The organism is Amycolatopsis nigrescens CSC17Ta-90 (assembly GCF_000384315.1).
Taxonomy (GTDB): domain Bacteria; phylum Actinomycetota; class Actinomycetes; order Mycobacteriales; family Pseudonocardiaceae; genus Amycolatopsis; species Amycolatopsis nigrescens.
On record NZ_ARVW01000001.1, the window covers coordinates 1707400 to 1722085 of the forward strand.

The 14686-nt window shown below is 72.8% G+C and carries 6 protein-coding genes; all 6 read right to left on the bottom strand.

The annotated features are described in order from the left end of the window. Position 1: 1 nt before the first annotated feature. Positions 2 to 1168, bottom strand: a complete 1167-nt coding sequence (locus AMYNI_RS0107805) for a cation:proton antiporter (RefSeq protein ID WP_020667440.1) — start codon at positions 1166 to 1168, stop codon at positions 2 to 4. Beyond that, positions 1161 to 2561, bottom strand: coding sequence for a tryptophan 7-halogenase (locus tag AMYNI_RS0107810; protein WP_020667441.1), 1401 nt, complete (start codon positions 2559 to 2561; stop codon positions 1161 to 1163). The genes AMYNI_RS0107805 and AMYNI_RS0107810 overlap by 8 nt, the downstream gene beginning before the upstream one ends. After that, on the bottom strand, positions 2548 to 4329 hold the full coding sequence (locus AMYNI_RS0107815; protein WP_040405603.1) for an amino acid adenylation domain-containing protein: 1782 nt from the start codon (positions 4327 to 4329) through the stop codon (positions 2548 to 2550). The genes AMYNI_RS0107810 and AMYNI_RS0107815 overlap by 14 nt, the downstream gene beginning before the upstream one ends. Next, entirely contained in the window at positions 4322 to 5116 is a 795-nt protein-coding gene (locus tag AMYNI_RS0107820) for a thioesterase II family protein (protein WP_020667443.1), read from the bottom strand. The genes AMYNI_RS0107815 and AMYNI_RS0107820 overlap by 8 nt, the downstream gene beginning before the upstream one ends. A gap of 416 nt (positions 5117 to 5532) precedes the next feature. Continuing rightward, entirely contained in the window at positions 5533 to 6972 is a 1440-nt protein-coding gene (locus tag AMYNI_RS47100) for a protein kinase domain-containing protein (RefSeq protein WP_020667444.1), read from the bottom strand. Between the two features lie 94 nt (positions 6973 to 7066). Further along, positions 7067 to 14584: a type I polyketide synthase gene (locus AMYNI_RS0107830; RefSeq protein ID WP_051116283.1), complete on the bottom strand. Its 7518-nt coding sequence runs from the start codon at positions 14582 to 14584 to the stop codon at positions 7067 to 7069. Positions 14585 to 14686: the final 102 nt, after the last annotated feature.

The window sequence follows — 14686 nt, forward strand, 5'->3', positions numbered from 1 at the left end:
GTCAGTGCACCTCGTTCGGCTGGCGGAGCAGGTTCAGCAACGGGCCGGTCATCGCGGTCGTCACCAGTGCCATCGCGACCATCGCGGTGTAGAACGCGCTGTCGATGACGCCGAGGCCCAGCCCGATGCTGAGGAAGACGAGCTCGGTGACGCCCCTGGTGTTCATCAGCGCCGCGAACACCGCGGCCGAGTGCGGCGGCTGCCCGGCGAAGCGGGCACCGAGGTAGCCGCCACCGCACTTCCCGGCCACGGCGACCACGACGACGGCGACGGTCTCCAGCACCAGGACGAGGTCGAACTCGCCGAGGTCGATCTTCCGCCCGACCAGCACGAAGTACAGCGGGACCAGCAACGAGCCGAGCGGCGCGACCAGTGCGGCCGGGTCCACCTTGGGCGCGGAACGGCCGATCGCGGCACCGGCGAGGAACGCGCCGAGTGCCGAGTGGAGCCCGATGGCGTCGGTGGCCGCCGCGCCGGCGCAGGCGAGCGCGACCATCAGCGTGGTCGCGGCGGGCCGCGAAAGGCTCGCGACCCAGTGCCCGAACCGCGGCCGCGCGACGGCGAGCAGACCGGCCAGTATCGGCACGATCATGACCAGCGACCACGCCCTGGTTTCGCCGAGCGGCGACGCGGCCACGAACGCGAGCATGGTCCAGGCGGCGGCGTCGGTGAGCGCCGCGGCGCTCAGCGCGCGCTGCCCGCCATCGTCGTCGAGCATCCCCCGTTCGGCGAGAATCCTTGCCAGCACGGGAAAAGCCGTGACCGACATGGCCGCCGCGGCGAACAGCACGAAGGCCGTCGTGCCCGCGGGCGCATGGCGGCGGGCGAGCCACAGCGCGAGCAGCGCGCCGAGGATGAACGGGACCACCGCGGCGCCCAGCGCCGGCACCACCGCCGATTTGACGCACCGGTCGGTGATCGACGGGGCAAGCCGGGCGCCGACGCAGAACAGGAACAGCGTCAGGCCGAGCTGGGCGATCGCGTCCAGGGTCACCCCGGTCTGCACCGGCAGATCCGGTCCGGTGGACAGGGCGATGCCGATCAGCAGCCCGCACGCGATCTCGCCGATCACCGCGGGCTGCCCCAGCCTGGCGACGGCCGAGCCGGACAGCCGCGCCAGGCTCAGCAGCACGGCGAGTGCGGCGAGCAGGACCGCGATGTCAGACATCCGGCACCAGCCACCGTCGTCCGTCCGGCGAGGGGACGAGCCCGCCGGGAAACATCGGCGGCTCGGCACCCGCGGCCTCGCCCAGCATTCCGCGCAGCTGCAACTGCGCCCCTTCGGCGAGCACGTCGTCCGCGAGCCCGCGGGAGAAGTCGGCCGAGGACACCCCGCCGACCAGATCGACGAAGGCCTGCTGGTCCGTGCCGTGCTGCCGGGTCAGCCGGTGCGCCTGCCAGAAGTAGGACCGCTCGTCGGTGTGCATCCGGTAGAAGGCGACCAGGAAATCCCGGAACAGGGCGAACTCCCGGCGGTAGCGGGCTTCGAACTCGGCGAAGCACCGGTCCTCCGCGACCTGCCCGGCCAAGGTGCTGTTGATCGACCTAGCGGCCAACAGTGCGCTGTAGGTGGCCAGATGCACGCCGGAGGAGAACACCGGGTCGATGAAGCAGGCCGCGTCGCCGACCAGGACCATTCCCGGGCACCACAGCACGGTCCGGTCGTAGGAGTAGTCCTTGCGCACGCGGAGCCGGTCGTAGGGCGGGTCCGTGGCCCGTCGTGCGTCGGCGAGGAAGTCCTTGATCAGTGGGCATTCCCCGATCAGGCCGGCGAAGGCCGCTTCGGGATCGCCCTGCACCTTGGCCGCGGCCTCGGCCTTGACCACGGCGCCGACGCTGGTCAGCGCCGCCGACAGCGGGATGTACCAGAACCAGCCGTGGGAGAACGCGGCGCACAGGATGTTGCCCGCGTTGGGTTCGGGGACCCGACGGCCGCCGAGGAAGTAGCCGAACAGGGCGAGGTTGCGGAAGAACGACGAGTACTCGCGCCGGCCGCCGACGTCGTGGTGCACGCGGCTGCCGTGGCCGGAGGCGTCCACCACGAACCGCGCCGTGGCCAGCCGTTCGCGTCCCCGGTCGTCGGTGTACCGGACGCCGCCCACCCGGCCGCCCACCCGGACCGTGCCGAGCACCCGGTGTCCCTGCCGGACGTCGGCGCCGAGCCGTTCGGCGTTGCCGAGCAGCATGGTGTCGAACCGGGTGCGCTCGACCTGGTAGGCGTACGAGGTCGGGCCGGCCATCCGCTCGGACGCCGCGAAGGCGAACGTCCACGGCTCGGGGCTGGTACCCCAGCTGAACGTGCCGCCCCGCTTGCGGACGAACCCCGCCCGCTCAATCTCCTCCCGCAGCCCGAGCATCGCGCAGATCCCGTGCACGGTGGCGGGCAGCAGGGACTCGCCGATCTGGTACCGAGGAAAGGTTTCCTTGTCGAGCAGCAGCACGCGGTGACCTTCCGCGGCGGTGAGCCCGGCCGCGGTCGAGCCACCTGGCCCGCCGCCGATGACGATCACGTCATAGTCGTCACAGTTTTCGCCGCTTTCGCGGCTTTCATAGTCGTTCATTTCGCGCCTTTCCTTCCATCTCGGCCGGCACGAGTTCGGCGAGCTGGGCGACCGTCGGCCGGCGCAGCACGTCGCGCAGCGAGCACCGCGCGCCCAGCGCCCGCAGCCGCCCGGCGAGCGCGGCGGCGGACAGGCTGTGCCCGCCCAGTACGAAGAAGTCGCTCTGCGCGGTCACCTCGGTCACCTCGGCCATCCCGAGCAGTGCCCGGAACGCGGCCGCGACCTGCTCCTCGGCCGGGCTCAGCAGCGGCGGCGGGGCCGGTTCACCGGCTGGCACGGCGAGTGCGGCGCGGTCGACCTTGCCGTTGGCACCGACCGGCAGTGCGCCGAGCGTGACCACGGCCGAGGGGACGAGGTGCTCCGGCAGCACCTGGCGAAGGCGTTCCCGCAGTTCGGCACCGGTGCCCGTGTCGAGCACGACGTAGGCCACCAGCCGCCGCGCGTCCCCGTCGCCTTCGGCACGGACCGCCGCCTGCCGCACCCCCGGCAGGCCGAGCAGGACGTGCTCCGGCTCGCCCGGCTCGACGCGATGGCCGCGGATCTTGACCTGCTCGTCGAGGCGCCCCAGCCACTCCAGCCGCCCGTCCGGCCGGCAGCGGCACAGGTCCCCGGTCCGGTACGCGCGCCGTCCCGCGGTCACGAATCTGGCGGCGGTCAGCTCCGGGCGGCCGAGGTACTCGCGGGCCAGGCAGGCGCCGCTGACCAGCAGCTCACCAGGCTCGCCCACCGGCACCGGCCGCAGCTCGGCGTCGACGACCTCCGCGCGAGTGTTGCCGATCGGCCGCCCGATCGCGGGAGCCCCGTCTTCGTCCAGCCGGCAGGCCGTGCTGAACACCGTGCACTCGGTGGGCCCGTAGAGGTTGACCGACCTCAGTCCGGGCACCGCCCGCAGCCGGGACCACAGCGCCTGGCCGACCGCCTCGCCGCCCATCAGCAGCCGTTCCGGGCGGGCGCCACCGGTGAGCAGCCCGGCTTCGAGCAGGGCCGACAGGTGCGCCGGCACGGCTTCCACCACGGTCAGCCGGTGCGCGCGGGCGAACTCGACGTAACGGCCTGGATCGGCCCGGACCTCGCCGGGCACCAGGTGCAGCTCGTGCCCGCCGACCATCCACAGCAACGGGTTCCACGAGGCGTCGAACGCGAACGGCATCCCGTGCGCCACCCGCTCCGGCCCGCCCGCGGGGAAGAACCGCGCCGCGAGTTCGCCGTACAGGTTCACCAGGCTCCGGTGCCCCACCACGACCCCTTTGGGATGGCCGGTGGAACCGGAGGTGTAGATGACGTAAGCCGGTCCTGCGGCGCCGCTGTCCGGGAGCGGGCACCCGTCGTACCGGGCGAGTGCCGGCGGCAGGCTCTCGGCGGTGAGCACGACGTCGGCCCGCTCGGCGAACCTCGCGACGTCGGTGAGCAGCACCGACGGACGGGCGTCGGCGAGGATCGTGGCCACCCTGGGCTCGGGCTGCCCCGGATCGATCGGGAGGTACACCGCGCCGGCCTTGGCGACCGCGAGCGTGCTCAGCACCGCCCGCGCGGACCGCGTCATCGCGCAGGCGACCACCGCCCCTGGCGCGGCACCGGCCTCGCGCAGCAGCCGGGCGAGCCGGTTGCCGGAAGTGTCCAGCTCCCGGAACGTCCAGGCGGTGCGGTCTGCGACCAGCGCGGTCCGCGTGGGGCATTTCGCGGCGCGGAGCTCGAACAGCCGGCACCAGTTCAGCCGGGGTATCCGCCGGACCGGTCCGTCCAAGATGGACTGTCGTGGCTCAGTCATCGCCGGCCTCCGGTTCCAGCACGGCCCGCTCCACGCGACGCATCCAGGCCCAGAACTCGGTCCCCCGCCCCGCCGTCAGCAGCCCGAGGTGGCCACCCCGCACGATCCCGGCCATGAACGGTCCGGTCGCCCACTCCCGCCATGCCTCGGTCTCGTCTTCGATACCGGCGAAGGCGGGATCGTCGGCGCCGCACAGCGCGGCGACCGGGCAAGGCACCGTCGCAGTCGCGGGCCCGCGATACGCGCACGTCAACCGCAGGTCGTCGCGAAGCAGGCCCAAGGCGTACTCCCGCACCTCGGCGGATTCGCGGGCCGCCGGGGTCAGGCCGTCGCGGTCGAGCATCCTGGCGAGCGCGTCGGCGTCGGCCGCCGCGTACCTGCCCGGCACCCGCCGCTGCGGTGCGAGCGCCCCCACGACGACCAGCGCGGCGGGGGCCGCACCCGAGCGGGCGTGCACCCTCCGGGTCAGTTCGAGCGCGACGAACGCACCCATGCTGAACCCGGCCACGACCGTGCGCGCGACGCCCCGCGGGCCGAACAACCCGGCGAACTCGCCGGCGAGCTGCTCGGCGAGCTCTTCGATCGAGGCAGGCGGCGGCACGGCGATCCGGCTGCCGCGCCCCGGGTACTCCACCCCCCAAACCTCGGTGCCGGTCGCCGCCACGGCGACCTCGCGCAGGGTGCCGAGGGTGCCTCCGGCCGGTGGCAGGCACAGGAACCGGCGGTCCGGCACGGCCGCCGTGGCCAGACCGTCCACACTGGACAGTTCTCTGATCGCGGACGTCATGATGGCACCCTTTCGGAACTTGGGACCCAGAAAAGCAATCTCCAGCGACGACGAACACGTCGGCATTAGGGGCACATATGCGCCCCGCATCAACCGTGAGATATGCAGACTGGCGAATTACTATCGACGAGGAGCGGACAGCCCAAACCAATGCCGACAGTCGTGTTGAGCATTTTTCACCTTACGACCGTCACCCGTTGGGGAACGAGTGCGGAGCCTTACGCGCTACCTCGCCTCCGTTGCGTGATGTCGATCACTTCACTAGGCCGAAAGTACAGGTCGACTAGCCCAACCGGGGTAACGGTTTGATAGCGAAGGGCGGCGCTCCCCCAGCCGGGTTAGCCCACCTCCGGACGCCCGAAACCGCACGCAGGAATAGTGCTCTTGCTTGCCAATTCACCATTCCGGAATTGCCGCTAGCGCACCGTGCGCATACCAATTACATAGACCAGGGTCTCGTTCGGCCCGATTTTGCCGGAGCGTCCATCCGTTTCGTAGCCTTTTGTGCCGTAGGCCTTACCGGGTGGCACCACCAACAAGCGTCGCCCGCCTTCTCGCATGCCGATCATGCCCTCGGTGAAGCCCTGGATCGTGGTGCCCGGTTCGACGGCAAGGTCGACGTACCCGCTCGACGAGTGGTCCTGCCGATCGGACCAGGACATTCCGACGTAGTAGAAGGTGACCGTGCTGCCCGGCCGCACTTCGGGACCGTTGCCCGGGTACACGTCTTCGATGAACAGCTGCGGCGGCGGTGTGCTCCCCGGCGCGATGGCGATGACCGGCCGCTCGTTGGGCACGTTGGTGACGGTGACGCCCAAATCGGCCGCCGTCACCTTGCCGGGCGAAGGCTGCGCGCTCGCCGGCGTGGGCTGGTTGCCCTGACCGGCGGACGTGCCGGCGGACTGCCGGGTGAGCACGGCGACGGTGACCGACACCGCGACCACCACGAGTGCGGCCGCCATCGCGGCCAGCACCCGCTTCGGCACCCGGCGCCGAGGCACCGTCCGGGCTAGGGCCGGACTGGCCGGGCCGACCTGGCTCAGCAGCCAGCGCGCCCGGTCCGCGTCCACCCGTTCCCCGGGGTTCGATTCGAGCAGGCCGTGGATCAGCTCGGCGAGCGGGCCGTCGCAGCGGGTGCAGCGCGCCCGCAGGTTCATGATCGCGTGCACCGTCGCCGCCGCGTTGTCCCGCTCGAACAGCGGACGGCCTTCAACCGCGCAGAACAGGGTGGCACCCAGCGCCCACAGATCCGAGGCGGCGGTCGCGCCCGCGCCCTGGATCCGTTCGGGCGCCAGATAAGCGAGCGAGCCCACCATGGCCCCGGTGGAGGTCAGGCTGGTCTCCTCGGCCATCCGCGCGATGCCGAAGTCCGCCAGCTTCACCCGCCCGTCCGGCAGCACCATCACGTTGCTCGGCTTGACGTCGCGGTGCACGATGCCCAGCGCGTGCGCCGCCTCCAGCGCCGCCAGCACCTGCCAGGCCACCTGGCGGACCTGCTCCACCGGCAGCGCACCGTGCTTCGCGACCAGCTCGGTCAGGGTCATGCCCTCGACCAGTTCCATCACGATGCAGGTGGTGCCGCCCTGCTGGACCACGTCGTACACGGTGACGGTCGACGGGTGGTTCAGCCTGCCGGCGGCGCGGGCCTCCCGCAGGATCCGCTGTTCGAGGATCTCCTCTTCCCTGGCCGGAAGCCCGGGCCGCAGGTCCCGCGCGTGCAGTTCCTTCACCGCCACGCGGCGACCGATCAGCTGGTCCTCGGCCAGCCAGACCACCCCCATGCCACCGCGCCCGAGCTCCTTGAGCAGCAGGTAGCGCTCGCCGATCACCCGGCGTAACGTGGCCGGCTCGTTCATCCGTGTCCGTCCCTCCCTGGCGGCCCGTTTCGCTGACCACCAGGCACCCTAGCGACATCGGCTGCCGCCGCGCAGGCACTTCGACCGCCCGGCCTCAGGCACCGGCCCAGGCGCGGACCGCGTCGGCGGCGGCAGCGGCATGGTCCTCCAGCACGGTGAAATGGTCGCCGGGCACGTCGACCGCGTGATGCGCCAGTGGCCACGAAGGCTGCCACTCGCCCGCTTCAGCGCGAGCCGCCAGCTCCGCGGCGGGTTCACCGGCGCGCAACAGCAGCGTCGGCACGGCGGTCGCCTCCGGTGCCCAGCCGTCGAAGATCCTGGTGTAGGCGCCCATCGCGGCCAGCGCACCTTCCTCGACGCTGCTGTCGAAAGCGGCACCGAGGCTCAGCGCGCCGCGCGCCGACAACCCCAGCAACCAGTCCTCGCTCACGTTCTGCTCGGTGACCTGGTAGGTGTCGATCAGCACCAGCCCGGCCGGCGCGGTTCCGGACCGCTCCAGCCAGGTGGCCACGGCATCCGCGACCAGGCCGCCGGTGGACCGACCGACGAGCAGGAAAGGCCGGTCCCCCACCAGTTCCAGCACGGTTTCCGCGTGCAGCCGCAGCAGGCTTTCCCGGTCCTCCGGTACCGCGGCACCGTCGGCGAAGCCCGGATGCGGCAGCACGAACACGTCCCGCTCGCCGTCGAAGCACGCCCCGAAGCGGACGTACTCGCTGGCTCCCACATCCGGCCGGAAAGACGGCAGGCACACCAGCGCGGGCACGCCGGTCCCGCTCGCCAGCCGCACCGGTGGCCGCCGATGTGCCGCACCGGCAGCGACGCCGAACGACGGCAGCGCCCAGGACGCGGTGACCAGCAGGTGCATCGCCGCGACCACCTGCCCGGCCTCGCACACCTTGCGGTAGAGCGAAACCAGCGTGTTCCCCGGCTGCGGCCGCGGCACCGGCCGGTGGGCCGCACCGGTGAGATGGGCGGCCAGCGCGGCGGGGGTCGGGTGGTCGAACACCAGGGTCGCCGGGAGCCGCACCTCCAGGTCGGCGCTGAGCCGGTTGCGCAGCTCCACCGCGGTGAGCGAATCGAAACCCAGGCTGGAGAACGGCCTTTTCGGGTCCAGCGCGGTCGGGTCGGGATGACCGAGCACGTCGGCCACGGCGTCGAGCACCACGTCGACCGGCGTGCGGTCCTGGCGCCGCGCTGTCGGCTCCGGTGCCGGTGTCGAAGCGACGGGACGCGCCGGCCGGAGCAGCCCGCGCAGCATCGGCGGCACCGGCTCGCCCGGTCGGAGCCCGCCCTGGTCCAGCACGATCGGCGCGAGCACGGGCTCGTTCCCGGCCAGTGCCGCGTCGAACAGGTCAAGCCCGTGGCCGGGCCGGATCGCGGCCACCGCGGACCGACCACCGGCGGGCGCGGCCATCCCGTCGGCCGTCTGCCACAGCCCCCAGGCCAGGGACAGCGCGGGCAGCCCGGCCGCGTGCCGGTGCCGGGCGAGCGCGTCCAGGAAGGCGTTCGCCGCCGCGTAGTTGCCCTGGCCGGGATTGCCGAGGATGCCCGCCGCCGAGGAGAACAGCACGAACGCCGAAAGGTCGAGTGCGCGGGTCAGCTCGTGCAGGTGCCACGCCGCATCCACCTTGGTGCGCAACACTTCCGCGCAGCGGGCCGGGGTGAGCGAGGTGAGCACACCGTCGTCGAGCACCCCCGCCGCGTGCACCACCGCGGTCAGCGGCGACGTCAAGTCGGCCAGCAGCGAGGCCAGTTCCGCACGGTCACGCACATCGCAGGCGACGATCCGCACGTTCGCGTCGAGTCGCTCCAGTTCGGCCGCGCCCGGCGCGTCCCGCCCGCGACGGCTGGTCAGCACCAGGTTCCGCACCCCGTACCCGGTCACCAGATGCCGGGCCAGCAGCGCGCCGAGCGCGCCGGTGCCGCCGGTGATCAGCACGGTTCCGTCCGGGTCGAGCGCTGTTTTCGCACGGGCGAGCGGCCCCGCACGCACAAGCCTCGGCGTGCGGACCACGCCGTCGCGGATGGATAGCTGCGGCTCCCCGGTCGCCGCGGCGGCGGGGACCAGCTCCAGCGCACCGGGCTCGTCGTCCACGTCGACCAGCACGAACCGGCCGGGATGCTCCGCCTGTGCCACCCGGACCAGTCCGTGCACCGCGGCAGCGGCCGGGTCCGGGTCCGGCGCGGATCCGTTCCTGGTCACCAGGACCAGGTTCTCTTCGCGGTCGACGGAGTCCTGCAGCAGTGCCAGGGTCCGCCCGGTCAGCGCGTGGGTTCTGGCCACCGGGTCGGCGGTCTCGTCGGCCAGGACCCGGAACGCTTCGGTGCCCCCAGTGCCCCCAGAGCCCCCAGTGCCGGCCGGCACCTCGGCCCATTCCACCCGCAGCAGGGCGTCGTCGCCCTGACGCGGCGCGAGCGATGTTTCCGGCAACGGGCGCGTCACCAGCGAGTCGATCCTGACGACCGGCCTGCCCTCGTGGTCCGTGGCGTCCACCGAAATCGTGTCCTGGCCCAGCGAGGTCAGCCGCACCCGCAGGTCCGTCGCACCGGTGGCGAACAGGCGCACCCCGGTCCAGGCGAACGGCAGCCGGAGCGGGCCGGCACCGTCGATGCTGTCCGCGAGCGCTTTCGCGTGCACCGCGGCGTCCAGCAACGCGGGATGCAGGGCGAACCCGGCGGCCTCCGGCAGCCGGACGTCGGCGAACAACTCGTCACCGGCCCGCCGGACGGCGCGCACGCCCTGGAAGGCCGGACCGTACCGGTAACCACGATCCGCCATGGCCGCATAAGCCGCCGCAATGTCCACTTCGGACCTACCGACCGCCGGCACCGCGCTGGCCCCGCCAGCGAAGTCATGGCTGCCGACGCGTCCGGTGGCGTGCCGGACCCAGGGCGCGGAATCGGCACCTCGCGCGTGCACGGAGACCGTCCGGGAACCGTCGGGTTCCGGCACTCCCACGATGACCTGGACCGAAAGCTCCCCGTCCTCCGGCAGGATCATCGGCTCCTGGAGCAGCAGCTCCGCCAACACCCCGGCGCCGACCTCGTCACCGGCCCGCAGCGCCAGCTCCACCAGCACGGCCGCGGGCACCACGAGCGCGCCGGATATCCGGTGTCCGGCCAGCCACGGCTGGGCCCGCAGCGACAGCGCACCGGAGAACAGCAGCCGTCCGGTGTCCGCGATCGGCCGCAAGTCGGTCAGAACCGGATGGCGCAACGGGTTCTCCGGCGCGGCAGGGCCGTCCTCCAGCCAGAACCGCTTGCGCTGGAAGGAATAGGTAGGAAGGTCCACATTGGACCGCGCGTCCTCGGGGAACAGCGCGCGCCTGCTGATCCCGGCGCCGTGCACCCACAACCTGGCGGCCGCGGTCAGCACGGTCGCCGCTTCCGGGGCGTCTGCCCTGGTGGTCGCGACGCACACCTGGCCGGTGGCGACCTCCGATGCCAGCGCGGTGAGCACCGAATCCGGCCCCAGTTCGGCGAACAGGGTGACGCCCTTGTCGACGAGGGTCCGCACGGAATCGCCGAACCGGACGGTATGCCGCGCGTGCCGCACCCAGTACTCGGCGTTCTCCAGCTCACCGTCAGCGGCAACGGCTCCGGTGCGGCCGGAGACGATCGGGATCGCCGGGCGCCGGTAGGTCAGGCCCGCGGCCACCGCGCGGAACCGGTCGAGCATCGGTTCCAGCAACGGCGAGTGGAAGGCGTGGCTCACGCTGAGCCGCTTGGTGCGGCGGCCGAGTGCAGCGAACTCCCCGGCCAGCGCGAGAAGTTCGGGTTCCGCGCCGGAGACCACCACCGAACGCGGCCCGTTCACCGCGGCCACCGCGAGCCGGTCTTCCAGCCCGGCGAGGCGGGCCAGCACCTCGTCTTCGGTCGCCTGCACCGCCACCATCGCGCCGCCCGGTGGCAGCTCGCGCATCAGGTTCCCCCTGGCGGCGACCAGCGCGGCCGCGTCCGGCGCGGACAGCACCCCGGCGACCTGGGCCGCCGCGAGCTCGCCGATCGAGTGCCCGGCCAGGTATTCGGGCCGGACCTGCCAGGACTCCAGCAGCCGGAACAGCGCCACTTCGAAGGCGAACAGCGCGGCCTGGGCGAAGTCGGTCCGGTCGAGCAGTGCCGGGTCGTCGCCGGTGAGCACCCTCCTGAGCGGGCGCTCCAGCAGGGGGTCGAGCAGGGTGCAGGTGTCGTCGAAAGCGGTGGCGAAGACCGGAAAAGCGTCGCGCAGGCCCTCCCCCATGCCCAGCCGCTGCGCACCCTGCCCGGTGAACAGGAACGCCAGGCGCGCGCGGGCGCCTGCCGTCCCGGTGATCACCCGCGGGTCCGACTCCTCCCGTTCGAACGCCCGCAGCGCCGCCGCGCGGGCCGGGCCGTCCCCGGCCAGTACCGCGGCCCGGCGCCGGTAGGAGGCGCGGGCGGCGAGCGAGAACCCGACCTCGTTCACCGGCAAGGCATCAGCCGCCGCCAGCCGCCCCGCCTGTGCGCGCAGGGCCGCGTCGTCGGCCGCGGAGAACAGCCACGGCCGGGGTTCCGCCCCGTCCTCCCGCACCGCGTCCGGCGGGTCGGCCTCCTCCAGGATCACGTGCGCGTTGGTGCCGCTGATACCGAAGGAGGAAACGGCCGCCCGCCGCGGCCGGCCCGGCGAAGGCCACCGGCGGGCCTCGGTGAGCAGTTCGACCCCGCCCGACCAGTCCACATAGGACGACGGCTCGTCCACGTGCAGGGTCTTCGGCAGCAGCCCGTGCCGCATCGCCTCGACCATCTTGATCACCCCGGCCACCCCGGCCGCCGCCTGGGTGTGCCCGAGGTTGGACTTCACCGAACCGAGCAGCAACGGCGCGCCGTCCGTCCGGTCGTGGCCGTAGGTCGCGATCAGCGCCCGTGCCTCGATGGGGTCACCCAGCGCGGTCCCGGTGCCGTGCGCCTCCACACTGTCCACATCAGACGGTTTCAGCCCGGCATCGGCCAGCGCACGCCGGATCACCAGCTGCTGGGCGGCGCCGCTGGGCGCGGTGAGCCCGTTCGACGCGCCGTCGGAGTTGACCGCCGACCCGCGGAGCACGGCCAGCACCGGGTGCCCGTGGCGCCGGGCGTCCGACAGCCGCTCCAGCAGCAGCACACCGACCCCCTCACCCCAGGCCGTGCCGTCGGCCGACTCGGCGAACGGACGGCACCTCCCGTCCGGCGAGAGCCCGCGGCTGCGGCTGAACCCGATGAAGGAGTTCGGCGTGCACATCACCGCCGCACCACCGGCGATCGCCAGCGAGCACTCCCCCGTCCGCAGCGCGGCCGCCGCCAGGTGCATGGCCACCAGCGAGGACGAGCACGCGGTGTCCACCGTGATCGCCGGACCGCGCAGGCCGAAGGTGTAGGCGATCCGGCCGGACGCCACGCTGCCCGCCGAGCCCAGCCCGAGCTGCGCCTCCACCTCGCCGGGCACCCGCCTGATCCGGGACGCGTAGTCGTCGTACATCAGCCCGGCGAAAACGCCGGTGTCGCTGTCCCGCAAGGAGTCCGGGTCGATTCCGGCGCGCTCGAAAGCCTCCAGCGAGGTCTCCAGCAGCAGCCGCTGCTGCGGGTCCATGGCCAGCGCCTCACGCGGCGAGATGCCGAAGGGCTCGGGGTCGAAGTCGGCCACGTCGTGCAGGAAACCGCCGCGGCGGACGTAGGAGTGACCGGCTCGGTCCGGATCGTCGTCGAACAGCCGGGCGAGATCCCAGCCCCGGTCGTCCGGGAACGTCGAGGTCGCATCGACTTCGCCGGTGACCAGCCGCCACAGGTCCGCCGGCGAGCGCACGCCGCCCGGGTAGCGGCAGGCCATCCCGACGATCACCACCTGGTCCCCGGCCACCGGCGCCCGGCTCGCCGGCACCACGCGGGCTCGCGGTCGCAGGTGTTCGGCGAGCAGTTCCGGCGTCGGATACTCGAAGACGAGCGTGGCGGGCAGCGAGATCCCGAGTACCTCGCCGAGCCGGCCGCGCAGCGTGACGGCGCCCATCGACGTGATGCCGAGCTCGGTGAACGGCCGGTCCGGGGCGAGTTCGTCGTGCTCGGTGAGCCCGGCGGCCGCCGCGGTTTCCCGCAGCACCAGTTCGAGCAGGTCGCCCGTCGCGGACGGCATAACCGTGCTGGCGATGGCGGTGAGCCGATGCCGGATGACCTTTCCCGAGCCGGTGCGGGGCACGCTTTCCAGCGCGCGGAACTCGACGGGGACCTTGAACGCGGCGAGCGCGCGGCGGCAGGCGGCGCGCAGGCGGTCCGGGTCCGCGCCACCGGGCGCCGGGACCACGTAGGCCACGGGCACCTCACCGAGCGCCTCGTCCGGCCTGCCCGCGACCGCCACGTCCGCGACCTCCGGCAGCCCGACGAGCACTCGCTCCACTTCGGACGGATGGACCTTCTCACCGCCGCGGATGATCAGTTCCTTCAGCCGTCCGGTGATTTCGAGCTGACCGTGCTCGACCCGGCGGCCGAGATCGCCGGTGTGGTACCAGCCGTCGGCCAGTGCGTCGGGGTGACCGTGGTAGCCGAGCATCAGGCTGGGCCCGCGCACCCAGATCTCACCCTCCGCGCCGTCGGGTAGTTCGGCGCCGGTGTCCGGATCGCTGATCCGCACCTGCTGCCCCGGCACCAGCGGGCCGGAGGAGCCGGGCACCCGTGGATCGTCCGGCGCCGTCATGGTGATCTTGCCGCAGGTCTCCGTGCTGCCGTAACCGTCGAGCAGCCGGACGCCGAACGCCGCTTCGAACGAGTCCCGCAGCTCTTCGGTGCTCGGCGCCCCGCCGGTGAGGCAGATCCGGGGGCCGCGCACCGTGCCGTCGGTGCCGTGGACGAGCCGGCGGTAGCTCGCCGGAACCCCGGCGAGGAAGGTGAACTCGTTGTTGCGCAAGCTGTTCAGGGTCTCCTCGGCGGTGAACCCCGGCAGGATCCTGGCGCTGGCGCCGACCGCGGTCACCCCGATCACGCAGATGGTGTGCGCGAGCGCGTGGTGCATCGGCAGCGGCCACAGGACCTTGTCGTGCTCGCCGAACCCGAGCACCGACCGGTAGCACGCTTCGACCATCCACAGCACGGCACGCTGCTGGGAGACCACCCCGCGCGGCCGTCCGGTGGTGCCGGAGGTGTAGAGGATCCAGGCCGGTTCATCGAGCCCGAGGTCGTCCCTCGGCGGCACGCCGGGGTCGGTGGCGGCGAGGTGGTCCAGGGAAACCGCGCCCGGCTGCCCGCCGCCGGTGACCACGACGGTCAGCTCGCGGCCCGCCCCGGCCCGCCGCACCTGCGCCAGATGCGCGGGATCGGTGATGACCAGCACGGCCGCGCTGTCGTCGAGCTGGAACGCGACTTCGGCGTCCGACCCACTCGGGTTCAGCGGCACCCCCACCCCCGCCGCCCTGGTCACCGCGAGCACCCCCTCGACAACCTCCACCCCGTTACCGAGCAACAACGCCACCCGCTGCCCGCGCCCGACCCCCAGCCGCACCAAATGCCCCGCCAGCCGCGCCGTCCGCCCCTCCAACTCCGCGTACGTCACCTCCCGCCGCCCGTCGCTGAAGGCCACCTTCCCCCCGAGCCTTCCCGCATGCCCCTTCAACACCTCGTCCACCCGCTGCATCCCGCCCCCAGCTCCCGTGTTTGCCACCCGCGTCGCCGTGTTGGCCGTCCGCGTCAGCGAATTTGCCGCTCATGTCCGTCGCAAGGAGGCCGGAATCCCCTC

Excerpts from the sequence above, each read along its gene's own strand:
- AMYNI_RS0107805 (WP_020667440.1), bottom strand. The coding sequence starts at position 1,168 with ATGTCTGACATCGCGGTCCTGCTCGCCGCACTCGCCGTGCTGCTGAGC.
- AMYNI_RS0107810 (WP_020667441.1), bottom strand. The coding sequence starts at position 2,561 with ATGAACGACTATGAAAGCCGCGAAAGCGGCGAAAACTGTGACGACTAT.
- AMYNI_RS0107815 (WP_040405603.1), bottom strand. The coding sequence starts at position 4,329 with ATGACTGAGCCACGACAGTCCATCTTGGACGGACCGGTCCGGCGGATA.
- AMYNI_RS0107820 (WP_020667443.1), bottom strand. The coding sequence starts at position 5,116 with ATGACGTCCGCGATCAGAGAACTGTCCAGTGTGGACGGTCTGGCCACG.
- AMYNI_RS47100 (WP_020667444.1), bottom strand. The coding sequence starts at position 6,972 with ATGAACGAGCCGGCCACGTTACGCCGGGTGATCGGCGAGCGCTACCTG.
- AMYNI_RS0107830 (WP_051116283.1), bottom strand. The coding sequence starts at position 14,584 with ATGCAGCGGGTGGACGAGGTGTTGAAGGGGCATGCGGGAAGGCTCGGG.